This is a genomic window from Streptomyces sp. P5F9 (genome assembly GCF_057961495.1).
This window is the reverse complement of the sequence record NZ_JBXVPZ010000065.1, coordinates 1-23329: the sequence shown is the minus strand read 5'-3', so window position 1 is coordinate 23329 and position 23329 is coordinate 1. Positions and strand designations below refer to the sequence as shown.

The 23329-nt window shown below is 70.5% G+C and carries 20 protein-coding genes; 9 read left to right on the top strand and 11 right to left on the bottom strand.

Annotated elements, in window-relative coordinates:
* Nucleotides 1-22: 22 nt before the first annotated feature.
* Complete coding sequence (gene rfbC / locus AC31A1_RS13970; RefSeq protein ID WP_393756503.1) at nucleotides 23-631, top strand: dTDP-4-dehydrorhamnose 3,5-epimerase; 609 nt, start codon at nucleotides 23-25, stop codon at nucleotides 629-631.
* On the opposite strand, the gene AC31A1_RS13965 is transcribed toward rfbC, so the two are convergent.
* From AC31A1_RS13965 to AC31A1_RS13940, 6 genes are all read right to left on the bottom strand, one after another.
* Nucleotides 621-1424: a class I SAM-dependent methyltransferase gene (locus AC31A1_RS13965; protein ID WP_393756502.1), complete on the bottom strand. Its 804-nt coding sequence runs from the start codon at nucleotides 1422-1424 to the stop codon at nucleotides 621-623. The two genes, rfbC and AC31A1_RS13965, sit on opposite strands and share 11 nt — an antisense overlap.
* Nucleotides 1421-2302 (bottom strand): dTDP-4-dehydrorhamnose reductase, encoded by an 882-nt coding sequence (gene rfbD, locus AC31A1_RS13960; protein WP_489653603.1) that lies wholly within the window; start codon nucleotides 2300-2302, stop codon nucleotides 1421-1423. The genes AC31A1_RS13965 and rfbD overlap by 4 nt, the downstream gene beginning before the upstream one ends.
* Entirely contained in the window at nucleotides 2302-3273 is a 972-nt protein-coding gene (gene rfbB / locus AC31A1_RS13955; RefSeq protein ID WP_489653602.1) for a dTDP-glucose 4,6-dehydratase, read from the bottom strand. The genes rfbD and rfbB overlap by 1 nt, the downstream gene beginning before the upstream one ends.
* Nucleotides 3270-4337, bottom strand: a complete 1068-nt coding sequence (locus AC31A1_RS13950) for a glucose-1-phosphate thymidylyltransferase (protein WP_489653601.1) — start codon at nucleotides 4335-4337, stop codon at nucleotides 3270-3272. The genes rfbB and AC31A1_RS13950 overlap by 4 nt, the downstream gene beginning before the upstream one ends.
* A gap of 91 nt (nucleotides 4338-4428) precedes the next feature.
* A complete protein-coding gene (locus tag AC31A1_RS13945) occupies nucleotides 4429-4713 on the bottom strand; it encodes a hypothetical protein (protein ID WP_489653612.1) in 285 nt (94 codons plus the stop codon).
* 81 nt (nucleotides 4714-4794) lie between these two features.
* Entirely contained in the window at nucleotides 4795-7239 is a 2445-nt protein-coding gene (locus AC31A1_RS13940; RefSeq protein ID WP_489653600.1) for a SpoIIE family protein phosphatase, read from the bottom strand.
* Nucleotides 7240-7521: 282 nt separating this feature from the next.
* Here AC31A1_RS13940 and AC31A1_RS13935 point away from each other — a divergent pair, with 282 nt between their 5' ends.
* Nucleotides 7522-9702 carry a SpoIIE family protein phosphatase gene (locus tag AC31A1_RS13935; RefSeq protein WP_489653611.1) on the top strand — a complete coding sequence of 727 codons (2181 nt, stop codon included), beginning with the start codon at nucleotides 7522-7524 and terminating at the stop codon, nucleotides 9700-9702.
* An 80-nt stretch (nucleotides 9703-9782) separates the two neighbouring features.
* Here the strand turns inward: AC31A1_RS13935 and AC31A1_RS13930 are convergent, their stop codons facing one another.
* Nucleotides 9783-11165, bottom strand: coding sequence for a S1 family peptidase (locus AC31A1_RS13930; RefSeq protein WP_489653599.1), 1383 nt, complete (start codon nucleotides 11163-11165; stop codon nucleotides 9783-9785).
* Between the two features lie 781 nt (nucleotides 11166-11946).
* On the opposite strand from AC31A1_RS13930, the gene AC31A1_RS13925 reads away from it, so the two are divergent.
* From AC31A1_RS13925 to AC31A1_RS13910, 4 genes are all read left to right on the top strand, one after another.
* Nucleotides 11947-12162 carry a type A2 lantipeptide gene (locus tag AC31A1_RS13925; protein WP_489653598.1) on the top strand — a complete coding sequence of 72 codons (216 nt, stop codon included), beginning with the start codon at nucleotides 11947-11949 and terminating at the stop codon, nucleotides 12160-12162.
* A 227-nt stretch (nucleotides 12163-12389) separates the two neighbouring features.
* Nucleotides 12390-13196 carry a hypothetical protein gene (locus tag AC31A1_RS13920; RefSeq protein WP_489653597.1) on the top strand — a complete coding sequence of 269 codons (807 nt, stop codon included), beginning with the start codon at nucleotides 12390-12392 and terminating at the stop codon, nucleotides 13194-13196.
* The gene (locus AC31A1_RS13915; protein ID WP_489653596.1) at nucleotides 13193-15415 is read left to right on the top strand and encodes an NHLP family bacteriocin export ABC transporter peptidase/permease/ATPase subunit; all 2223 of its coding nucleotides are present in this window, start codon (nucleotides 13193-13195) and stop codon (nucleotides 15413-15415) included. Before AC31A1_RS13920 ends, AC31A1_RS13915 begins: the two co-directional genes overlap by 4 nt.
* A gap of 1 nt (nucleotide 15416) precedes the next feature.
* The gene (locus AC31A1_RS13910; RefSeq protein ID WP_489653595.1) at nucleotides 15417-18233 is read left to right on the top strand and encodes an NHLP bacteriocin export ABC transporter permease/ATPase subunit; all 2817 of its coding nucleotides are present in this window, start codon (nucleotides 15417-15419) and stop codon (nucleotides 18231-18233) included.
* Between the two features lie 34 nt (nucleotides 18234-18267).
* On the opposite strand, the gene AC31A1_RS13905 is transcribed toward AC31A1_RS13910, so the two are convergent.
* The 3 genes from AC31A1_RS13905 to AC31A1_RS13895 are packed head-to-tail and all read right to left on the bottom strand — an operon-like array spanning nucleotide 18268 to nucleotide 19490.
* Nucleotides 18268-18795, bottom strand: a complete 528-nt coding sequence (locus AC31A1_RS13905; protein WP_489653594.1) for an SRPBCC family protein — start codon at nucleotides 18793-18795, stop codon at nucleotides 18268-18270.
* Between the two features lie 6 nt (nucleotides 18796-18801).
* Nucleotides 18802-19146 carry an ArsR/SmtB family transcription factor gene (locus AC31A1_RS13900; protein WP_489653593.1) on the bottom strand — a complete coding sequence of 115 codons (345 nt, stop codon included), beginning with the start codon at nucleotides 19144-19146 and terminating at the stop codon, nucleotides 18802-18804.
* Between the two features lie 32 nt (nucleotides 19147-19178).
* Nucleotides 19179-19490, bottom strand: a complete 312-nt coding sequence (locus AC31A1_RS13895; protein WP_489653592.1) for an alpha/beta fold hydrolase — start codon at nucleotides 19488-19490, stop codon at nucleotides 19179-19181.
* A gap of 124 nt (nucleotides 19491-19614) precedes the next feature.
* Here AC31A1_RS13895 and AC31A1_RS13890 point away from each other — a divergent pair, with 124 nt between their 5' ends.
* Together AC31A1_RS13890 and AC31A1_RS13885 are read left to right on the top strand one after the other, a co-directional pair.
* Nucleotides 19615-21117, top strand: coding sequence for an MFS transporter (locus tag AC31A1_RS13890; protein WP_489653591.1), 1503 nt, complete (start codon nucleotides 19615-19617; stop codon nucleotides 21115-21117).
* Nucleotides 21118-21337: 220 nt separating this feature from the next.
* Complete coding sequence (locus AC31A1_RS13885) at nucleotides 21338-21718, top strand: STAS domain-containing protein (RefSeq protein WP_489653590.1); 381 nt, start codon at nucleotides 21338-21340, stop codon at nucleotides 21716-21718.
* 136 nt (nucleotides 21719-21854) lie between these two features.
* Here AC31A1_RS13885 and AC31A1_RS13880 read toward each other — a convergent pair whose 3' ends face one another.
* Nucleotides 21855-22292 (bottom strand): protease inhibitor, encoded by a 438-nt coding sequence (locus AC31A1_RS13880; protein ID WP_489653589.1) that lies wholly within the window; start codon nucleotides 22290-22292, stop codon nucleotides 21855-21857.
* A 359-nt stretch (nucleotides 22293-22651) separates the two neighbouring features.
* Here AC31A1_RS13880 and AC31A1_RS13875 point away from each other — a divergent pair, with 359 nt between their 5' ends.
* Nucleotides 22652-23200 (top strand): hypothetical protein, encoded by a 549-nt coding sequence (locus AC31A1_RS13875; protein WP_489653588.1) that lies wholly within the window; start codon nucleotides 22652-22654, stop codon nucleotides 23198-23200.
* Nucleotides 23201-23329 lie beyond the last annotated feature (129 nt).

The window sequence follows — 23329 nt, the reverse complement described above, 5'->3', positions numbered from 1 at the left end:
GCAAGCCGGAGGACGGAAGAACGTGCGATCACTGGGGATTGAAGGCGCCTGGGTCCTGGAACCCAAGGTCTTCCCTGACGACCGGGGCAGTTTCCACGAGTGGTACCGCGGTGAGGAGTTCCGCGAGGCCACCGGGTACGACCTGGCTCTGTCCCAGGCCAACTGCTCGGTCTCGCGGCGGGGCGTGGTGCGCGGAGTGCACTTCTCCGACGTGCCGCCGAGCCAGGCCAAGTACGTCAAGTGCGTGCGCGGCGCCGTCCTCGACGTGATCGTGGACATCCGTGTCGGCTCTCCCACGTTCGGTCAGTGGGAGGCCGTCCGGCTGGACGACGAGACCAAGCACGCCGTGTTCCTCGCGGAGGGTCTCGGGCACGCGTTCATGGCCCTGACCGACGACGCGACGGTCGTGTACCTGTGCTCGACGGGTTACTCGCCCGGCCGTGAGCACGGGATCAACCCGCTCGACCCGGCGCTCGGCATCGCCTGGCCCGAGGGCTTCGAGCCGGTGCTGTCCGACAAGGACGCCGAGGCGCCGACACTGGCAGAGGCGGAGCAGTCAGGACTTCTTCCGTCCTACGCGGACTGCTCCGCCTACTACGAGCGACTGCGGAGTGGCCGGCTCAGCGACTGACGCTGAGCTGCTCCACCGAGCGGCGCAGGGGCTCCCAGCCGCGGGACCGCTTGGTCCCGCGGTCCCGCGCTTTGGCGAGGGGGCCCCAGAAGCCGGCGTCGAGCAGCGCCTCGGGCTTCACCGCGGTGGTGCGCTCCAGGATCGCCTCGGGCACCTTCTGCGGGTCCGGGACCTCGAACTCGGCGACGATCTCGTCGTACTTGTCCTTGAGGACCGTGCTGGTGGGGTCCGCGCCGAAGACGACAAGCTGCCCGGTGGGCTGGGTGTCGACCAGGACCGTCACCAGGTCGGGACGGTAGCGGGCGAGGATCTCGACCAGCTTGTAGACGTCACCGGTCCAGGCGTCGGTGTGCCGGTCCCGGGCCGCCTCGTCGATGCTGCGCGGCAGCATGTCGTCGAAGACGATGACGCTGGCCCAGTCCGAGTGCTTCTCCACGTTGATGAAGTCGCGCAGCGCGTACTCGAACAGATGCATGCCGTCGATGAACGACAGGTCCAGCGTGGTGGTCTTCCACCAGCCCAACGGGCTGCGGTTGCGGGCCAGTTGACGCAGCGGGTGGCGACCGCCCCGCAGGTGCACCAGCGGGTTGTCCCGGGCGAAGAAGTCGTCGCTGGTCGCCTTGGCCAGGTGGACGTCACAGCGGATCTCCGTGACCACCTTGAACGCGGGATCGATCGCGACGCTGGGCACCCGGGAGAGCGTCAGGCTGCGGCCGTCGTTGACGCCGATCTCCAGGTAGTTGCGGTTGGCGGTTGACTTGTGGAGCCCCCGCAGGAACTCATGGCGTTTCACGAAGAAATCTCCTTGCGGATGTGAGGAAGTGCTTCGTGCAGGGCGGACCGCCAGTCCCTCGGCGGTTCCAGACCGACCTCCCGCCACCGCTCGTGCCCGAGGGCGCTGTAGGCGGGGCGGGGCGCGGGACGGACGAAGGCCGCGCTCGTGGTGGGGCGGACACGCTCCGGGTCGGCGTCGATGAGCCGGAACACCTCCTGTGCGAGACCGTGCCAGCTGGTCTCGCCGGAGCTGGTCGCGTGGAACACCCCGTGCGCGCCTTCGACTTGGCCGATACGGGCGCCGAGATCGGCGATCCGAACGGCGACGTCGGCGGTCCAGGTCGGCTGACCGCGCTGGTCGTCGACGACGTCGAGAGTGTCTCGACGTGCCTCCAGCTCGATCATCGTGCGGACGAAGTTACCCCCACAGGCTCCGTACAGCCAAGCCGTGCGCACGACCGCGCTCCCACCGGGCAGTTCCTCCAACACAGCCTGCTCGCCCGCGAGTTTGGTGCGGCCGTAGGCGGTGCGGGGTGCGGTGGGGTGATTCTCCGGGTACGGCGTGCTGCGGGCCTCGCCGTCGAAGACGTAGTCGGTGGAGACGTGGACCAGCCGCGCGCCCGAGGCGGCGCAGGCGCGGGCGAGGAGCCGGGGCCCCTCGCCATTGATGCGAAGGGCCCGCTCCTCGTCGGTCTCGGCGTCGTCGACGGCGGTGTACGCCGCGCAGTTCACCACCACGTCGGGGTGGTGTTCCGCGAACGCCCGGTCCACCGACGCGGGGTCGGTGATGTCCAGGGCGGCGCGGTCGAGACCGACGAACTGCTCACCGCGGCGGGCGAGTTCCTCCAGCACATCGTGGCCGAGCATCCCGCCGGCACCGGTGACCAGCCACTTCATCAGCCGCGCTCCACCCGGGCCTTGAGCGGCTCCCACCAGGCGCGGTTGTCGCGGTACCAGGCGACGGTGTCCGCGAGGCCGCTGGCGAAGTCGTGCTGCGGCTGGTAGCCGAGCTCGTCGTGGATCTTGGACCAGTCGACGGAGTAGCGCAGGTCGTGGCCCTTGCGGTCCTCGACGCGCTCGACCCGGTCCCAGTCCGCGCCGCAGGCCTCAAGCAGCAGGCCGGTGAGCTCCTTGTTGCTGAGCTCGGTGCCGCCGCCGATGTTGTAGACCTCGCCGGCCCGGCCCTTGGTGCGCACCAGCTCGATGCCCTGGCAGTGGTCCTCGACGTGCAGCCAGTCGCGGACGTTGAGGCCCTCGCCGTAGAGCGGGACCTTCTTGCCGTCGAGGAGGTTGCTGACGAACAGCGGGATGACCTTCTCGGGGAACTGGTGCGGCCCGTAGTTGTTCGAGCAGCGGGTGACGCGCACGTCCAGGCCGTGGGTGCGGTGGTAGGCCAGGGCGAGCAGGTCCGAGGACGCCTTCGACGCGGAGTACGGCGAGTTCGGGGCGAGCGGGTGGGTCTCGGGCCAGGAGCCGGTCTCGATGGAGCCGTAGACCTCGTCGGTGGAGATGTGCACGAACGGGGTGCGGTAGCGCAGGGCCGCGTCCAGCAGGACCTGGGTGCCCACCACGTTGGTGCGGACGAAGTCGGCGGCGCCGTTGATCGAGCGGTCCACGTGGGACTCGGCCGCGAAGTGGACGACCTGGTCCGCCTCGGCCATCAGCTTGTCGACCAGTTCGGCGTCGCAGATGTCGCCCTGGACGAACTCCAGGCGCGGGTGGCCTATGTCCAGGTTGTCGAGCGTGCCGGCGTACGTGAGCTTGTCCAGCACCGTGATGCGGGGCGCGTCAGTCGCGTCCGAGGCGAGGAGCGTGCGGACGTACGTGGAACCGATGAAGCCGGCGGCGCCGGTGACGAGGAGATTCATGAACGGATCTGCACCTTGCTGTGGTCTCCGAGAACGAGGCGGTGGGCGCTGGGTACCCCCGGAGCGGGGGTCACTTCGACGTGCTTGCCGATGAGCGAGGACTCGATCCGGCCCACCCCGGCGATGGACGAGTCCTGCAGCACTATGGAGAACTCCAGCTCACTGTCAGTGATGCTGCAGTTCTCCGCGACCGAGGTGAAGGGACCGACGTAGGAGTCGCTCACCACGGTTCCGGCCCCGATGATGACGGGTCCGACGATGCGCGAGCGCTCGATGCGCGCGCCCTCTTCGATCACCACGCGGCCGATGGTCTCGGACACGTCGTCCACCTCGCCGTCGATGCGGCGGTCCATGCTCTCCAGGACGGTCCGGTTGACCTCAAGCATGTCGACGACGTTGCCCGTGTCCTTCCAGTAGCCGTGGATGACCGAGGAGCGCACGTCGGCGCCGTCGTCGATCAGCTGCTGGATGGCGTGGGTGATCTCCAGCTCGCCGCGCCACGACGGCTTGATGGCGCGTACGGCGTCGTGGATGGCGGGGGTGAACAGGTAGACACCGACCAGAGCGAGGTCGCTCTTGGGGTGCTCCGGCTTCTCCTCCAGGCCGATGACCTGGCCGGATTCGCTGAGTTCGGCGACGCCGAAGGAGCGGGGGTCGGGCACGTGGGTGAGGAGGATCTGCGCGTCGGGCTTGTTGGCCTGGAAGCCCTCGACGAGACCGGTGATGCCGCCGACGATGAAGTTGTCGCCGAGGTACATCACGAAGTCGTCGTCGCCGAGGTACTCGCGCGCGATCAGGACGGCGTGGGCCAGTCCGAGGGGACGGTCCTGTGGGATGTAGGTGATCTTCAGGCCGAACTTCGACCCGTCACCCACCGCCTCCTCGATCTCCGCCGCGGTGTCACCGACGATGATGCCGACCTCGGTGATTCCCGCGTCGGCGAGCGATTCGAGCCCGTAGAAAAGGACGGCCTTGTTGGCCACCGGGACGAGCTGTTTTGCCGATGTGTGTGTGATCGGCCTCAGGCGGGATCCAGTGCCGCCGGAGAGAACGAGAGCCTTCATCGCTTCACCTTAGCGTCATCTTCGGACGTGCATCGTTCCTCCCTATGTTCGTTTATTACGACCGGCCAACGATGAGGAGGCCGTGAGGTGTCTAACCGGCCGACGGGCCGGACAAATCACCCGCGGCCCGTGCCACGTCCGCCTCGACCTCGGCCCGGTCGAGGCCCTCGTCGCGCGCGTACTCGTCCGCCCCGGCCTGCATGTCACGGGCGAGGTCGCGCCAGGCCCGCCAGGCGGTCTCGTAGATGTCGGTCTCGGCCTCGGTCCAGGACGCGTGCGCGGGGGGTCCCAGGGAGTCCCGCATCTCCTGGACCCGGGCGCGTGCCGCCTGGGCCGCGCGGTGCTTCTCGACCAGTTCTTCGAAGGTGTGTGCCACAAGCACGCACCCCATCACGGCGGACCCGTGCGACCGTCCCGACCTGCCGCCACGCGCCCGTACAGGCACCCGTGCGGCCGTCTACTGGTCGAGTGCGATCTCGGCCCACACCTGTTTGCCACCGCTCACCGGCACCGTGCCCCAGGCCGCCGACACGGCCTCGACGAGGAGGATGCCGCGCCCTCCGGTGGCCTCCCAGCCGATGCTGGTCGGTTTGACCGGGGTACGCGGCGAGGAGTCCGCCACGGCGACACGGAACCGCCGGTTCACGAGGGTGAGGTCGAGGCGGACCGGGCCGTCGGTGTGCACCAGGGCGTTGGTGACCAGCTCGGAGACCACGAGCAGGATGGTGTCGGTCTCCTCGGTGACGCCCCAGGTGCGCAGGGTGCGCTTGGTGAAGCGGCGGGCGTGCCGGGCCGCCTCGGGGACGCGCCACACCGTCCAGTTCTCCCGGCGGGGGCGGGTGGCCAGGCCGTCGTAGCGCATGAGGAGGAGGGCCACGTCGTCCTCGCGGCGGGCGTTGCCGAGCAGGGCGTCGGCGACGAGGCCGAGGTGGGCGGGGTCGGAGACGGCGAGGCCGTGGGCGAGCCGGTCGAGGCCCTCGTCGATGTCGGCCTCCTTGGACTCGACGAGGCCGTCGGTGGTGAGGGCGACGACCGTGCCGGGCTGGAGCCGCAGCGGGCTCATGGGGAAGTCGGCCTGGGTCACCACGCCGAGCGGTGGTCCGCCGTCCGCGTAGGGGATCTCGGTGCTGCCGTCCGGGTGGCGCAGGACGGGCGGGAGATGGCCGGCCCGCACGTACCAGGCTGAACCTTCCTCCAGGTTCACGTCGACGTAGCAGCAGGTCGCGAAGAGGTCGGTCTCCAGGTCGATGAGGAGGCGGTTGGCGTGCGAGACGACCACGTCGGGCGGGTGTCCCTCGACGGCGTAGGCGCGCAGCGCGGTGCGCATCTGACCCATGAGGGTGGCGGCGCCCGCGTTGTGGCCCTGGACGTCGCCGATGACGAGGGCGACGTGGTTGTCGGGCAGCGGGATGACGTCGTACCAGTCGCCGCCGACCTCAAGACCGGCCGTGGTCGGCAGATAGCGGGCTACGGCGACCGCGCCGGGCAGGGTGGGCAGGCGGCGCGGCAGCAGCTGGCGCTGGAGCATGCCGACGAGTTCGTGCTCGGCGTCGAAGGCGTGGGCGCGCATCAGGGCCTGGCCTGCGAGGCCTGCGGAGGCGGTGAGCAGGGCGCGTTCGTCGGGGCCGAAGACGTGCGGGGCGTCCCAGCCGATGAGACAGGCACCGGAGACCCGGCCGCCCGCGGAGAGCGGCAGGACGGCGAGGCCGCCCGGGCCGACCTCGGCGAGGGCGGGTTCCAGGTCGGTGCCCGCGGGCCAGATCGCGGCGCGGCCCTCGCGCAGGGCGGCGGCGAGGGTGGGCATCGTGCGGACGGGTGCGTCGGGCCATTCGCTGCGCCACTCCAGGCGCCACAGCTCGGGCCAGGACTCCGGTTCGGGCGGGTCCAGGACGGTGACGACGAGCCGGTCGCCCTCCAGTTCGGCGAGCGCGATCCGGTCGGCGCGCAGCGGCTTGCGCAGGGCGGCGACCACGGCCTGGCTGACGTCACGGACCGTGCCGGCCATGGCGAGGGCGGCGGCGAGGCGCTGGACGCGGGCGACGTCGTTGACGCCGGAGCGCAGCTGGGAGGCGGCGCCGACGGTGCCGACGAGGCGGGCGGGGCGGCCGTCGCCGCCGGGCAGGAGCCGGCCGCGCAGCCGGAGCCACTTCGGCGTTCCCGAGGGCTGCAGCACCCGGAACTCCAGCTCGCGGTCGCCGATGGCCATGTGGTCGGCCTCGACGACGGACATCAGCGAGGGCAGGTCCTCCGGCACGGTCAGCCCGAGCAGGGTCTCGACCCTGCCGTCGAAGTCGTCCGGGCCGAGCCCGAACAGTTCCAGGACGTCGCCGCCGACCTCGACCCGCCCGGTGTCCATGGCCAGGTCGAACGCGCCCGCGGCCACGTCCTCGCCCGCCACCGACTCGGCCGGTACCGGGATCGCGACGGCCTCGGCGATCAGCGCGAGGCACTCGCGGTCCTCGGCGCCGAAGCCGTCCGGGCGTTCACCGACCGCGAGCAGACAGCCGCCGCCCCGGTCGCCGTGCACGGGCAGCGCCGCCAGATGGAACTCCCCCGACGGCAGCCGTCGCGCGTCACCGCCTGCGGCCAGTTCCTCGGGGCCGAGCCACACGGCGTGTCCGCCCCGCCGCACCTCGGCGGCCGGTGATCCCCCGGCCGCCGGATAGCCGTCCCGCAGCCCGTACAGGGTCCGCGGCACCCCGACCGACTCGACGAGGCAGAGCAGATCGGCGTCGTCACCGGATGTGTACACCCCCGCGAAGGTCGCACCGGCGAAGACGAGGGCCTGTTCGAGGACGCGGCGCAGCCGTTCGCGGGAGCCGAGATCGGTCGTGAGCGTCTTGAGGGCAAGTTCGGCACGCGACGTTCGCGTTCCGCGTCCCTCAGCGCCCTCACTGACCACGTCCGCAATTACAGCGCTTATGCGCCGGCTGCGCAGCCCCTGTGACCGTTCCGTGGAGATGAGGGGCCGGATGGACCTGCTTCCGGCTCGAAAGGCGCCGAACAAATCTTTACGCATGCGTTCCGCACAGGGATCTCGTGACAGGCGTGACTGTCCGCGTCCGTGGCCCGGCCGGGAGATGCGAGCCGGGCGCGCGCTTCACCGCCGGGGAACCGGCTCGCTCGCCGTGCGCGTCGGGCCGCCAGGGTGGAGCCTGATCACTGAGACCGCGCTGTGACACTGATGGCCTCCGGGGCGCGCCTGTGGCCGTACGAGGAGGTGGTCGGCGTGTCGGACGGGCAGGCTCCGGTGGTCGCCGGGGCGCCGGTCGGGCGGCCGATGCTGTCTCTCGCGCTGGCCGCGATGATGGACGGCGTCCACGCGCACTCGGGCGCGGTGTATCTGCTGACGCCCGACGAGCCGGTGCTGGAGATGGCGGTGATGGCCGGGCTGCCCCGCGCCTTCGCGGCGCCCTGGGAGCGGGTCGGGCTGAGCGCCCCGATCCCGGTCGCCGAGGCGGTGCGCGAGCGGCGGCTGATCTGGGTCGGCGGCGAGGAGGACATGGCCCGCCGCTATCCGCGCATCGCGGTCGTGCTGCCCTACCCCTTCGCCCTGGCCGCCGTGCCGATCGCCACGGAGTCGACGGTCTACGGCTCGGTCTTCGTGACCTGGCCCGGTTCGCATCCGCCGGTCCTCTCCGACCGGGACCGCGGGCAGCTCACCTCCGCCTGCGACCGGCTCGCGGTGCGGCTGGAGCGTGCCGTCGAGGAGCGCCACCCGGTGCGGGCGGAGCCCGATCTCCTCGCGACCGGGCCCGCGGCGAGCGTGGCCGGGACGCTGGGCACGGTCGAGGCGGCACGGATGGTGGCCCGGCTGCCGTACGGGCTGTGTTCGCTGGATCTGCACGGGCGGGTCGGCTTCGCGAACGCGGCGGCCGGGGAGCTGCTCGGCATGTCGGTGAGCAGTCTGCTCGGCACCCAGTTGTGGGCGGCGGTGCCCTGGCTCAACGACCCGGTGTACGAGGACCGTTACCGTGCCGCGCTGCTCAGTCAGCAGGTCACGTCGTTCGTGGCGCTGCGGCCGCCGGGCGAGTGGCTGTCGTTCCGGCTGTATCCGAGCACGACCGGGCTGAGCGTACGGATCAGCCGGGCGCGGGCGGTGACGGAGCTGAGCCGCGCGGCGCCGCAGTCGGGCGAGGGCCCGTCGCGCCTTGTGACGATCTCGCAGGTGCTGAGCCTGGCCGGGGCGCTCACCGAGGCGGTAGGGGTGGAGGACGTGGTGCAGCTGATCGCGGACGAGCTCGCGCCGGCCGTGGGCAGCCAGGCGCTGGTCGTCCTCGGTTCGCAGGGCGGCCGGCTGCATGTGCTGGGGCATCGCGGCTATCCGGACCCGCATGTCGTGGAGCGCTTCGACGGGATGGCGCTGAACGGGTCGACGCCGGGGACGGCCGCCCTGAACAGCGGTGTGCCCGCGTTCTTCGCCTCCCGGCAGGACCTGGAACGGCTGTATCCGAGCCGGCACGCCACACCGGACGGGTTCGAGGCCTGGGCGTATCTCCCGCTGATCGCGTCCGGACGCCCGGTCGGCACCTGTGTGCTGGCCTACGGCGAACCGCATGTCTTCCCCGCGGACGAACGGGCCGTGCTGACGAGTCTGGGCGGGCTGATCGCGCAGGCGCTGGAGCGTGCGCTGCTCTACGACGCGAAGAACCAGCTGGCCCACGGGCTGCAGGCGGCGCTGCTGCCGCACTCGCTGCCCCCGCTGCCGGGCATCGAGGCCGCCGCCCGCTATCTGCCGGCCGCCCAAGGGATGGAGATCGGCGGTGACTTCTACGACCTGGTGACCTCCGAGGGACTCGCGGCCGTGATCGGTGACGTACAGGGGCACAACGTGACCGCGGCCGGGCTGATGGGGCAGATCCGGACCGCCGTCCGCGCGTACACGACCGTGGGCCAGGCTCCGGAGGAGGTCATGCGCAGCACCAACCGGCTGCTGATCGACCTCGGTTCGGAACTCTTCGCGAGCTGTCTGTATCTACGGCTCGATCCCGCGCGCGGTACGGCCGTGATGGCGCGGGCCGGGCATCCGCCGCCGTTGCTGCGTCGGCCGGACGGGCGGGTGCGGGTGCTGGACCTGGCGGGCGGACCGCTGCTGGGCATCGACGCCGACGCCGTCTATCCGACGACGGAGGTCGGTCTCGCGCCCGGTTCCGTCCTCGCCCTCTACACCGACGGGCTCATCGAGTCACCCGGCGTCGACATCGAGGACGCCCTGGCCGAACTGGGCCAACGCCTCGCAGCGGCCGGGGACTTGCCGCTGGAGGAGATCGCCGACGAACTGATGCGGCACAGTGCGGCCGCGCAGGAGCGGATCGACGACGTGGCGCTGCTCCTGCTGCGGGCCCGGGAGCCGGGACCGACGTGACTGACGTGCACGCAGGGCGGTCCGGCCCTCCCGCCGGAGGGCCGGACCGATCCACCGCCGACCTGATGGAAGGGGTCGGATCAGTGGTTCGAGGTGAGCGACGAACCGTCGTCGGCCCCGTTGCCGGTGTCCTGGCCGGTGCCGGTGGCGTCGGTGGCCGAGGGGTCGACCGCTCCGGACTGGTCGCCCGTGCCGTCGGTCGCGGACGGGTCCACGGCTCCGGACTGGTCACCGGTGCCGTCGGTGGCGGACGGGTCGGCGGCGGTCGCCGACGGGTCCGCCGTGGCGGTGTCGTCGCCCGCGCCGGCACCCGCGCCCGCGTCGCCGAGGGTGGCACCGGTCGCCGTCAGCGCGGCGGTGACCGGCTGGAAGAAGGTCTCGCCGCCGGCGGTGCAGTCGCCGCTGCCGCCGGAGGTGAGGCCGACCGCGCCGCCGTCCTGGGTGAAGAGCGAGCCGCCGCTGTCACCCGCCTCGGCGCAGACGTCCGTCTGGATGAGGCCGTTGACGGTGTCGACACCGTTGGGGTCGGTCTCGCTCTGGAAGTTGACCGTCGCGTCGAGCCCGGTGACCGTGCCGTCGTGCAGACCGGTGGTGGAGCCCATCCGGAAGACCTGCGTGCCGACCGTGGCGTCCTCGGCCTGGGTGATCTGGACGGTCTGGCCGTTGCCGACGTTGACGTCGCTCGTGGTCTGCGTCGCCGGGTCGTCGTACTTCACGAGGGAGAAGTCGCTGACGGGGAACGTGGCCTGGTCGACCGTGGCGATCGGCTGGCCGTCCTGCGAGTCGGACCACTGCTTCGCCGCGACGCCGCAGTGTCCGGCGGTCAGGAAGGCGGGGGTGCCGTCGCTCGCGGTGACGTTGAAGCCGAGGGAGCAGCGCACGCCGCCCTGGTCGGTCTGGGCGAAGATGGCGTCGCCGCCCGAGACCAGCGTCTTGAAGGAGCCGGCGGTCTTCTTGACGGTGGCCATGCCGGTGCCGAGGCTCTTGACCGTCGAGAGCACGGTGTCCCAGTCGGAGCCGGTGACGGTGCTGTCGGCGAGGACCTGGATCTTGTTGGTCTTCGGGTCGACCGACCAGGCGGTACCGGGGACGGTCGCCTTGGTCTTCAACACCTGGGCGGCGGCGGTGAGTTCGGCGGTGCTGTTCTGCACCTCGCGCACCTTGGCGCCGGCCTTCTCAGCCTGCACGACCACGTTGTTGTTGTCGCCCGGGATCACGTTGACGACGAGCTGCTGGGTGGCGCTGTCGTAGTAGGAGCCGGCGAAGGCGTCACCCAGCAGTCCGGCGATCTGCGAGGAGAGGTCGGAGGCGCCCGTCGCCTTGAGGGTCTTGGGGGTGGCGGCGCCTGCCGAGTTGTCCTGGGACGCGTTGGCGTTCGGCAGCAGGATCGCCGCGGCTCCGAGAGCGGCGACACCTCCGACGGCTATAACGGCCTTGCGCTTCGGAATTCGCTTGTGACTCAAACTGCTCGACCTCCTGGGGACCGGGGTCTGTGCCGCCGGGGCGGCGGCTTATTGGGGGGCGCCTGGATGCCCGTTGATACGCACGTGTCACGTGGCGCGTTCAATTCCGTTTCCCAACTTCCTTTACGAAACCGGGAATCGGCCATGTCCAAGCCCTGACCCGGCAGGGGTACGAAGGGGCTGCGGGCCAGTGCCGGCGGGGCAGCGGCCCCTGTCCGCCCGGCACGCGGCGAGCGGGCGGATGTCTTGATCGAATCGGTGCCGCCCAAACCTGCCCGTGCGGGTGGGCGGTTCACACGCTTCCGGTCCACTCCCGATCAACACCCGGACAGACACGGACCGCGACCGGTCGGCAACGGTCCGTCGAGAACGGCCGCCGGAATCCTCACTTCAGGGAATCTGCACAGCGCGTACCCATCGAAGTCACCGGCCTCCACGAATCTGCACATGCACACGCCCCCAGCAACGCCTTTGGTGGGGAGTGCCCGATTCCGCTTCGGTGCCGCAAGCCCTCCCGCGGAACGATGCCGTGCAGCGTGTGAAGAAGTCGCCGACACCTCGTGCCCACGCCTGCACGGTTCGGGGCTCCTGGGGCTCAAGTGCCCTGGTGGGACGGGAGTTTGATTGGCTGCGTCCACCCGCACCGTGCTTTGATCCATCGCACCGCAGGAGCCACGAGGGCTCCGGATACGGCGCCCGGCGCCTGCGGTCGCGGCCGTCGTCTGTCCCCAGAGGGGGCCGCTCCCCCCTTGTGAATATCCATATGAAGGGAAGTTCCCCCATGAACTCCACCCCCCAGGTCGAGACCGTCGAGATCTCCGACGCCGAGCTCGACAACGTCTCCGGCGGTCTGGCCCTGAACGCCCTTGGCACCGTCACCGGCCTGGTCGACGGCGTTGTCCCGGTCTCCGGCCTGGTCGACTCGGTCATCGGCACGGTCGAGGGCACCACCGGCCTGAGCGTGGCCCCGGTCACGAACCTGGTCGCCGGTCTCTGATCGCACCTTGTTCCACCGAGTCCCGGAGCCGTTTCCCGGCTCCGGGACTCTTGGATGCCCCCTTTTCTTTGGGGCTCGGTTCACCTCCGGGGCGCCAAAGCCTGTGTCGAGAGCCCGACCGTGCTCGACCCTTCGGGCCTCCGCGCGCTCGAACTCTCGACACAGGCGCGCCCCTTCGGCTCACTCACCGGGTCCGTCATCAGCGCCTTCACAGGTGAGGGAAATTCGTGCAGTTCCGCCAACAGGCCCTCGCCAAGCTCCAGTCGCCCGAAGAGCTCGATCTTCCGGTGCGCTTCGCGCGTCCGCAGGGCTGGCTCGTGCTCTCCGTGACGGTGGTCGTCGTGGCCGCCGCGTCCGTGTGGGCGGTGACCGGATCGGTGGCGTCGACCGTCAACGCGTCCGCCATCCTCACGCACGGGGAGGGCAGTTACATCCTGCAGAGCCCGGTGGCGGGGCAGGTGACCGCCGTACTGGCGCAGGAGGGTGAGCGGCTGCCCGCCAACTCCCCTGTCCTGAAGGTCCGTACGGGCGACGGCGACTCCGTCGTGCGCACGGTCGCCGCGGGCCGGATCACCGCGCTCGCCGCCACCATCGGCCAGATCATCCAGACCGGCGCGAACGTCGCCGCCGTGGAGAAGGTCGCGCACGCCACCGACCCGCTGTACGCGACGGTGTACGTGCCCGCCGAGAACGCGGCCTCCATCCCCGCGAACGCCGCCGTCGACCTGACCGTCTCGTCGGCTCCGACGCAGACGTACGGCGTGCTGCGCGGCCAGGTGAAAGCGGTGGACCGGTCCGCTGAGTCGGCGCAGCAGATCTCCGCGTTCCTCGGGGACAGCCAGCTGGGCGAGCAGTTCACCAAGAAGGGCCGGCCGGTGGCCGTGCTGGTGAAGCTCGACAAGTCGGCGCGGACGAAGAGCGGTTACAAGTGGTCGTCCTCGGACGGACCGCCGTTCGCCCTCACCTCGATGACCACGGCCTCGGCCTCGATCCGGCTGGCCGATCAGCGCCCCCTCGATTGGCTGCTGCCATGAGCCCCGCACAGGACACCCGTTCGCGGCGCCGGTCCGCCCCGCCGAAACGCCCGGTCCCCAAGGGCCGCGCGAAGACGGTCCGTTCACCCACGGTCCTCCAGATGGAGGCCGTGGAATGCGGCGCCGCCTCCCTCGCGATGGTCCTCGGCTTCTACGGCCGGCACATCCCGCTGGAGGAACTGCGCATCGCCTGCGGTGTCTCCCGCGACGGCTCCCGGGCCAGCAACTTGCTGAAGGCGGCGCGCAGTTACGGCCTCACGGCCAAGGGCATGCAGATGGACACGGCCGCCCTCGCCGAAGTGCGGTCCCCGGCCGTCCTGTTCTGGGAGTTCAACCACTACGTCGTCTACGACGGCATGGGGCGCCGCTTCGGCCGGCGCGGGGTGTACATCAACGACCCCGGCAAAGGCCGCCGGTTCGTGCCCATGGAGGACTTCGACGCAAGCTTCACCGGTGTCGTCCTCGTCATGGAGCCGGGCGACGGCTTCGAGAAGGGCGGCCGCAAGCCGGGTGTCCTGGGCGCGATGCCGGCCCGGTTGCGCGGCACCGCGGGCACGATGCCCGCCGCCGTTCTCGCGAGCCTGCTGCTCGTGCTGGTCGGTGCGGCGATGCCCGCGCTCAGCCGGACCTACATCGACATGTTCCTGATAGGCGGTCAGACGTCCCTGCTGGGCGTCCTGTTCGCCTCGATGGGCACCTGCGTCCTCCTCACGCTGGCGTTGACCTGGCTGCAACAGGCGAACCTGCTGCACGGCCGCATCATCTCCTCCACGCTCTCCAGCGCCCGCTTCCTGCGCCATCTGCTGCGGCTGCCGGTGACGTTCTTCTCCCAGCGCAGCCCGGCCGACCTGGTGCAGCGCCTCCAGTCGAACGACGCCGTCGCCGAGACCCTGGCCCGCGACCTCTCGGCGGCGGGCGTGGACGCGGTGGTCGTGGTGCTCTACGCGTTCCTCCTCTATACGTACGATCCCCAACTCACGTACGTGGGTATCGGTGTGGCGCTGCTGAACGTGGTGGCGATGCGGGTCGTCATCCGGCTGCGCGCGACCCGTACGGCGAAGCTGCGCGCCGACAGCGCCCGGCTCACCAACACGGCATACACCGGGCTCCAGTTGATCGAGACGATGAAGGCGACCGGCGGCGAGGACGGCTACTTCCGCAAGTGGGCCGGACAGCACGCCACCACCCTGGAGGAACAGCAGCGGCTCGGTGTGCCGAGTGCCTGGCTGGGCGTGGTCGCGCCGACGCTCGCCTCGCTCAACAGCGCGCTGATCCTGTGGATCGGCGGCATGCGAGCCGTGGAGGGGGGCATCTCGGTCGGCCTGCTGGTCGCCTTCCAGGCACTCGTCACCCGCTTCACCGCGCCGATCACCCGGCTCAACGGTGTCGCAGGCCGCATCCAGGACTTCGCGGCCGACGTGGCCCGCCTCAAGGACGTCGAGAACTTCCAGGCCGATCCCCTCTACTCCCGTGCGGGCGGCGGCGATTCGACCCGCCGACTGCAGGGACACGTCGAGCTGGAGAACATCACCTTCGGCTACAGCCCGCTCGACAAGCCGCTGCTCACCGGATTCCACCTGACGGTCGGCCCCGGTCAGCAGGTGGCACTGGTCGGCGGCTCCGGCAGCGGCAAGTCCACAGTGTCGAGGCTGATTTCGGGTCTCTACACGCCCTGGGAGGGCGTGATCCGCATCGACAACCACCGGCTGGAGGACATCCCGCGCGGCGCGCTCGCCGCCTCCGTCTCCTTCGTCGACCAGGACGTGTTCCTCTTCGAGGGCTCGGTCCGCGACAACGTGGCGCTGTGGGACCCGTCGATCCCGGACGAGGCCGTGGAGGACGCGCTGCGCGACGCGGCCCTGTACGACGTCGTCATGCGGCGGCCCGGCGGCATCCACAGCCGGGTCGAGCAGGACGGGCGCAACTTCTCCGGCGGTCAGCGTCAACGCCTGGAGATCGCACGGGCGTTGGTGCGCAGGCCCAGCATCCTCGTGCTCGACGAGGTGACGAGCGCCCTGGACGCGGAGACCGAGCTGGTCGTGATGGACAACCTCCGCAAGCGCGGCTGCGCCTGCGTGGTGATCGCCCACCGGCTCAGCACCGTGCGCGACAGCGACGAGATCGTCGTCCTCGAACACGGGACGATCGTGGAACGCGGGCGGCACGACGCCCTGGTGGCGGCCGGCGGCGCGTACGCCACGCTGGTCAAGGAGCACTGAGATGACGTCCGTTCACGAGGGCGACCTGGTCCTCGGCGCGCTGGGAAACCTGGGCACACCGATCGACTGCGCCGGGTTCAACCGCCTCGACCTCGAAGGCCCGCAGGTGCTGTGGCTGGTCGCGTCGGGCGCCATCGACCTGTTCGCGGTGGACGCCGTACAGCAGGGGCACTGGCACCACCTCGGCCGGCTGGAGGCGGGCTCGCTGCTGCTCGGCCCGGTCACCGGTCCCCAACACACCTTGGTGGCCCGCCCGTTGCGCGACTGCGTGGTGCGCCGCATCAACCTGCGCGAGCTGTACCAGGCCGCGGACACCCAGACCTGGTCGTACGACGAGTACGGCAACCCCCAGTACGTGCCCCCGACTTCGAGCCCGCTCGAATACGCCCTCGCCCTCGGCGTCGGCCGCGGACTCTCCATCCTCTTCCAGGCCCCGATGGCCACCGAGCGGGCCGCCGCGCCCACCGACGACGACGTCTTCTGGATGCAAGTCCCGCCGGGGAGCGTGCAGTACGGCTCGATGTACGGCGCGGAGGCCGCCGCGGACCTGCTGATGGACCCGGGTGTCTGGCAGGGCATGGTCGACCAGCAGTACCGGCTGCTGTCCACGCTGGACAAGTGGATCGAGCAGCTTGAGCGCACCCACGAGACGCGAACCGCCGCCGGGATCAAGGCCGGTGAGGCGGTACGCGCACAGGCCGACCGGACCCTGCTGGCGTCGATCGGCAAGTCCTCGGCCCGGCGCACGACGGCCGCCGATGCCGACGCGTCGTACGCGGCCTGCAAGTTGGTCGCCGAGGCGGCCGGCCTCACCCTCGCCGAGCCCGCGCAGAGCGGCAGCGAGAGCGACCGCCTCGACCCGGTCGAGCGCATCGCCCTCGCCTCCCGGGTCCGGGTGCGGGCCGTACGGCTCGACGGGCGCTGGTGGCGTGACAACGTCGGCCCGCTGGTGGGTCATCGGGCGTTGTCGGGGGCGCCGGTCGCGCTGCTGTGGCGGCGCGGCGGCTATGTCGCCGTCCATCCGGCGACCGGGCGCGAGACGCCGATCGAGAAGGCGAACGCGGAGGAGTTCGAGCCGCGCGCGGTGATGTTCTACCGTCCGCTGCCCGAGCGGCGACTCAGCCCGTTCGGGCTGCTGCGCTTCTCCATGCAGGGCACCGGCAGCGACCTGACGAACCTGCTGATCAGCGGGCTGGTGACGGTCGCCATCGGCGCGCTGGTGCCGATCGCGACGGGCAAGGTGCTCGGCGAGTTCGTACCCAAGGCGCAGACGAACCTGATCGTCCAGGTCTGTCTGGCCGTGATGATCACGAGTGTGGTGGCGGCGGCCTTCATGCTGCTGGAGAACCTCACGATCCTCCGCCTTGAGGGCCGTATCGAGGCAACGCTCCAACCGGCCGTCTGGGACCGCCTGTTGAGGTTGCCGACGAAGTTCTTCACCGAACGCTCGACGGGCGAGCTGGCCAGCGCGGCGATGGGCATCAGCTCGATCCGCCGTCTCCTGGCGGGAGTTGGACCGGTGGTCGCCCAGTCGGTGACGGTCGGCGTGATGAACCTGGGCCTGCTGTTCTGGTACAACCCCTCGATGGCGCTGGCCGCGATCGGCATGCTCGTCGTGATCGCGGCCATATTTCTGAGCCTCGGCCTGTGGCAGGTGCGCTGGCAGCGCAAGCTGGTCGTCCTCAGCAACAAGCTGAACAACCAGGCGTTCCAGACCCTGCGCGGCCTGCCGAAACTCCGCGTCGCGGCGGCCGAGAACTACGCCTACGCCGCCTGGGCCTCCGAGTTCGCCCGCAGCCGCGAACTCCAGCAGAAGGTCGGCCGGATCAAGAACCTCACCACGGTGATGGGCGCGGTGTATCTGCCGGTCTGCACCCTGCTGATGTTCATGATCCTCGCGGGCCCGGCACGCGGCTCGATGTCGGCGGCCTCCTTCCTCAGCTTCAACACTTCGGTGACGATGCTCCTGACCTCCGTCACCAGCCTCACCGGCGCCTTCGTCTCCGCCGTGTCCGCACTCCCGCTCTTCGAGGAGATCAGGCCGGTCCTGGACGCGGCCCCGGAGGTCCGCACCGCGAGCACCCGCCCCGGCCGGCTGTCCGGCGCGATCGAGGCACGCCGGGTCTCCTTCCGCTACGCCGACGACGGCCCCCTGGTCCTCGACGACGTGTCCTTCAATGTCCGCGCGGGCGAGTTCGTGGCGATCGTCGGCCCCAGCGGCTGCGGCAAGTCCACCCTGCTGCGCCTCCTCATCGGCTTCGACAAACCGGTCTCCGGCAGCGTCCTCTACGACGGCCAGGACCTGGGCGCCCTCGACCAGTCGGCGGTGCGGCGGCAGTGCGGGGTGGTGCTCCAGCACGCGCAGCCGTTCACCGGTTCCATCCTGGACGTCATCTGCGGCACCGAGCCGTTCACGCCGGAGGAGGCGATGGCGGCGGCCGAGATGGCGGGGCTCGCCGAGGACATCAAGCGCATGCCGATGGGCCTGCACACCATCGTCTCCGGCAGCGGCGCGGTGTCGGGCGGTCAGCGTCAACGCCTCATGATCGCCCAGGCGTTGATCCGCCGCCCGCGCATCCTCTTCTTCGACGAGGCGACCAGCGCGCTGGACAACGAGACCCAGCGGACGGTGATCGAGAGCACGAAGGCCCTCAACGCGACCCGGATCGTGATCGCGCACCGCCTGTCGACCGTGCTCGACGCCGACCGCGTGATCGTCATGGAGGACGGCAAGGTCGCTCAACAGGGGCCGCCCGCACAGCTGTTGGCGGACACGGGCGGGCGGCTGCACGAGCTGGTGCGGCGGCAGATGGCGTGACGGGTCAATCCAGGCGCTCCAGGCCGGGCACGGATCAGTCCAGGCCCGGCACGACCGCGCCGGAGGGCACCCCGGCCGCCAAGTAGCCCTCGTAGAACGCCTTCCAGGGCGCACCGGCACCGGTGTGCGGCCCCTCGACGCGCTCGCCGCGGGCTTTGGCGTCCAGTGCGGCCAGGCAGACCTCCCAGCCGGCGCCGTTGCGGGACGCGGTGTCCGCCGCGCTCAGAACGTTGGTGAGCGTGAAGCGGGTGCGCTTCTCCTCGATCTCCTCCAGGTCGAAGTGCAGTTCGTCGCCGCCCCATTCGAAGGACAGGTGCCGGGGCGCGTCGACGGCGATGACCCGGCCGGTCGACTCGGGCATGTTGGGGTCGCCGCTGAAGGTGACCGTACCGCCGGGGCGCAGGTCGAACTCGGCGCGTGAGGGGAACCATTGGGCGAGTTCGTCGGGGTCGGTCACGAACTGCCAGACGCGGTCGAGGGGTTGGTCGTAGCTGCGGCGGAAACGGACGGCGGGGCGGCCGTCGTCCAGGGTCAGATACGTACCGGTGAGATCGACGGACATGGCGGATCAGTCCTTCGGGGTGGGTTGTGAGATGTCGTCGTCCGACGTCTCGTCGAGGCGTTGGCCCAACCTGTCCAGGCTGCGATTCCACAGCTCGCGGTAGGGGGCGAGCCACGCGTCGAGTTCGGCGATCGGGGCCGGATCGAGGGCGTAGACACGGCGCTGCGCGTCCTGCCGTACCCGGACCAGGCCCGCGTCCCGCAGCACCCGCAGGTGTTTCGACGTGCTGGGCTGGCTCAGACCGCATGCCTCCACGATCTCGCCGACGGGCCGGGGCCGCTCCAGGAGCAGGCCGACGATGGCCCGCCGATGGGGATCGGCGAGGGCGGTCCAGAGCGAGGCGTCGGACATGACTCCAATATGCCTCGCCGGTTATATTCCAGTCAAGGAATACAGCGACCGGAACACAGAACGCGCACTCCCTCGGGCGGCGCGACCAGCGTGAGGCCGACGAGCGCGCGGGTGTCGGCCGCCTGCACGGCGCGTTCCATCGGTGCCTGCGACCTGCCGGAACTCCGCGAGTTGCCGCGTCGGTCGTACGAGATCACCATGAATGCGTCGGAAAGGATCTCGGCGATGCCGTCGTAGTAGCCGGCGTCTCCCCCGGCCCCGCTGATCATCAACTGCGCCGGGCCGGTGCCGCGTACCTCGTAGTACAGCCCGGCTCCATCGACCTCGAACACGCCACTGCGCATGATCGCTCCCCGTCCTCTGCGAAACGTTGCCGTTTCGCAGAAAGTGGTCTAGTCTCCGATGTGTACGAAACCGTTTCGTTTACGTTTTGGTAAACCCCGAACGACTTCCCTGGAGTGGTTCCCGATGTCCCAGAAGACATTGACCGAAGACACCCGGTCGGGTGCCGGGGAGGCGCAGTCCGCGTCCTCCTCCAAGCGCTGGTGGATCCTCGCGATCGTCGCCGTCGCGCAGTTGATGGTGGTCCTCGACGCCACCATCGTGAACATCGCCCTGCCGTCGGCCCAGAAGGACCTCGGCTTCTCCGACGGCAACCGGCAGTGGATCGTCACCGCGTACGCCCTGGCGTTCGCCTCCCTGCTGCTGCTCGGCGGCCGCATCGCCGACCTGTTCGGCCGCAAGACCGCCTTCCTCGCCGGTGTCGTCGGATTCGCCGCCGCCTCCGCGCTCGGCGGCGCCGCCACCAGCTTCGAGATGCTGGTCACCGCGCGCGCCCTCCAGGGTGTCGCGGGCGCGCTGCTCGCACCGGCCGCGCTCTCCCTGCTCAACACGACGTTCACGGACGCCCGTGAACGCGCCCGCGCGTTCAGCGTCTACGGCGCCATCGCCGGAGCCGGCGGTGCGGTGGGCCTGCTGCTCGGCGGTGTACTGACCGACGCCTTCGACTGGCGCTGGACGCTCTACGTGAACGTCGCCATCGCCTTCGTCGCCTTCGCGGGCGGCTGGGTCCTGCTCAGCAACCACCGCGACGCCGCGGGCTCCAAGCTGGACGTGCCGGGCACGGTGCTGGTCGCCGGTGGTCTGTTCTCCGTCGTCTACGGCTTCTCCAACGCCGAGACGCACGACTGGAGTTCGCCGCAGACCTGGGGCTTCCTGATCGCGGGCGGTCTGCTGCTCGCCGCCTTCGCCTGGTGGCAGACCCGTGCCGCCCACCCGCTGCTGCCGCTGCGCATCCTGCTCGACCGCAACCGGGGCGCCTCGTTCCTCGCCGTGCTGATCACCGGTGCGGGCATGTTCGGCGTGTTCCTCTTCCTCACCTACTACCTCCAGCTGAACCTCGGCTTCAGTCCGACCAAGACCGGTGTCGCGTTCCTGCCGATGATCGGCGCCCTGATGGTCATGGCGCAGATCGGCACCACGATGCTCGTGCCGCGGCTCGGCCCGAAGGTGATCATTCCGCTGGGCTTCGCCATCGCCATGGTCGGCATGGCCTGGCTGACCGACATCGGGACCAGCTCGTCCTACGTGACCCATGTCCTGCCGCAGCTGATCGTGATCGGCGCCGGTCTCGGCATGGTGATGCCGCCCGCGATGCAGCTCGCCACGGGCGGAGTGGCCGCCGAGGACGCGGGTGTCGCCTCGGCGACGGTCAACGCCATGCAGCAGGTGGGCGGTTCGATCGGTACGGCGCTGCTGAACACGCTGGCCGCGAGCGCCGCGACCGACTACCTGGCCGGGAAGGACGCGCGCAGCAAGCTGGTCCAGGCGCAGGCGACGATCGAGAGCTACACCACCGCGTTCTGGTGGTCGGCGGGCTTCTTCGCCGCGGGCGCGCTGATCGCGTTGGCGCTCTACCGTCGCGGGGTTCCGCAGCAGGAGGCGGACGCCGCACCGGTCGTCCACATGTGACCGGCTCCGCCCGAGCCTGAGCCGCACAGACCGAGGGGCCGCCGTCCGCAGGGAGACGGCGGCCCCTCCTCACTGCCCTACTGACAGAAAGTCAACCTTTCCGACCGAAGTTCACCATGTCGAGTGAACCAGATCTTGCGGACAGCGTGTCGGGGATGCTCGGGGCTCCTCCGGGGTACCTACCGAGACCGAATGCGTCCCGTGCCGAGGTGGAGCGGCCATGACAGCGGAAGCGGACGAACGCGACAGCCCCGCGGCCAACTCCTGTGCCCGTACACGGTCCAGGGGCCCCTTCACGGTGGTCGAGGTCTCGGGCGAGATCGACATGGCGACGGCCGGCTTCGTCGTGGAACATCTGGACGCCGCGACCTCGGTCGACGAGCCCGACGTGCTGGTGGATCTGCGGCCGGTCGAGTTCTTCGACTGCTCGGGGCTTCGGGTGCTGTGCCGGGCCGAGCGGCGGGCCAGGGAACGCGGCGGGCGGCTGCGCGTGGTGTCCGACGGCCCGCGCATCGACCGGCTGTTGCGCGCCTCGGGGCTGCTCGGCCGCTTCCCGCCGCTGCGCGTGCTGCCCGCGCAGGCCGAGCGCCGGGAACGATGACAGGGGCCGGCACGGGCGACCCCACACCGCCCGGCCGGCCCCTGGTTGCGGGACCGCAGTGCTCCGCGACAGGGGTACGCACTCCCCAGCTACGGACCCTCCCTGTTGCGCACGGAGACCGTGCGGTCCCGGTCTCTCAGAACGTGAAGACGCCTCCGTATCCGTAGGAGTCCTTCACGCACTCGTTGGAGAAGACGCGCTCGTAGGAGACGCGTCTGCCCTGCCAGACTCCGTCGACCGTGACGACGACGGGACGGTAGAGCTTGTTGCAGAGCACGTCGTCCCGGGCCGCGAGGGCGCCGAAGTCGCCCCCGATGCCGCGCAGTTCGGCGCAGGCCTCGGCGGCGGCCGGGTGGGTGCCGGAGGCGGTGGGCGCGCAGGTGAGGGTCACCGCGCGTTCCGGTGTGGCGAAGGCGGCGTCATTGCCGTGGCCCATGGTGAGCACCAGGGCCGAGGGGGCGTAGAGCGCGGCCGGGCCGGCTCCGTGGGCGGCGAGGGCGGACCCGGTCAGGGGCCCGCAGACGGCGGTGGCCGTCAGACCCAGGGTCGCTGCCCAGCGCGCGGTGTTCCGCATTGTGTGCATCCTTCCGCTCGATACGAACCGATCCGGAAGCGATCGGTTCGAGGAGGTGCCGGCCCCGCTCGGTCGGTGCCGGACCGGCGGGCGCCACTCTGCCGAGTCCGTCGCGGAAACTCACATCCCACCCACAGGTTTCAGTAACCTTGCGTGTTGAATCAGTGGCGTGAAGTCACGGAATTCGAACGCGCGAACCCCGTATCCATGGGGTTCTTGATCGTCGGATCAGGTCGGATGGCCGGTTTACCCGTGCTCGCCAATCGTCCTGAAACAGTCCCGAAACATTCCGCTTCAGCTCTCGGCGCACTCCACCGCAGCCCCTTGCGTTCGCTCTGCTCACGAGTAATCGTCATTACATGATTACGACAGAGCAGCAGGAGAAGCTTCGCGGCTGGTTCACCGGCCGTCTGCCCGACGACCTGTTCGAGGAGCTGGTCGAGGTCACGGTCGACCGCGAGGAGGTCACCGTGATCGGCCGCATCCCCGCACCCAAGCTGGCCGAGGGCGTCTCGGACGCCGAGAAGGAGGCGGCCGTCCAGGGCCGGGTCCATGAGTTCCGCGAGCGCACCCGGGAGACCCGGATCGCCCTCGCGCGCGAGGCCGAGCACCGGTTCCGCAGGAAGGTCTCGTGGGGGGTGGAGTGCGCCGGGGAGCGGTCCCTGTTCACGCACATCTCCGCGCCCGTCATGACCCGGCTGCGCCAGCCCGAGCGCCAGGTCCTCGACACCCTCATCGCCGCCGGCGTGGCCCGCAGCCGCAGCGACGCGCTGGCCTGGTGCGTCCGCCTCGTACAGCGCCACACGGACGACTGGCTCAGCGAACTGCGCGACTCCCTCGAACACGTCCAGCGGGTCCGCGCCCAGGGCCCCGACGCCGAACCGGAGGACGCCCCGGGCAGCGCATAGGAACAGCGGTGGACGATTCCTCCACCCACGGCACGGAAGATGGATGAACCGTCCTCTGGTGCGGGTGTCACGGCCGGCCATAACGTCGGCAGACCCCCTGAGGACGGCATCCGTTCACCCCGCCCACCC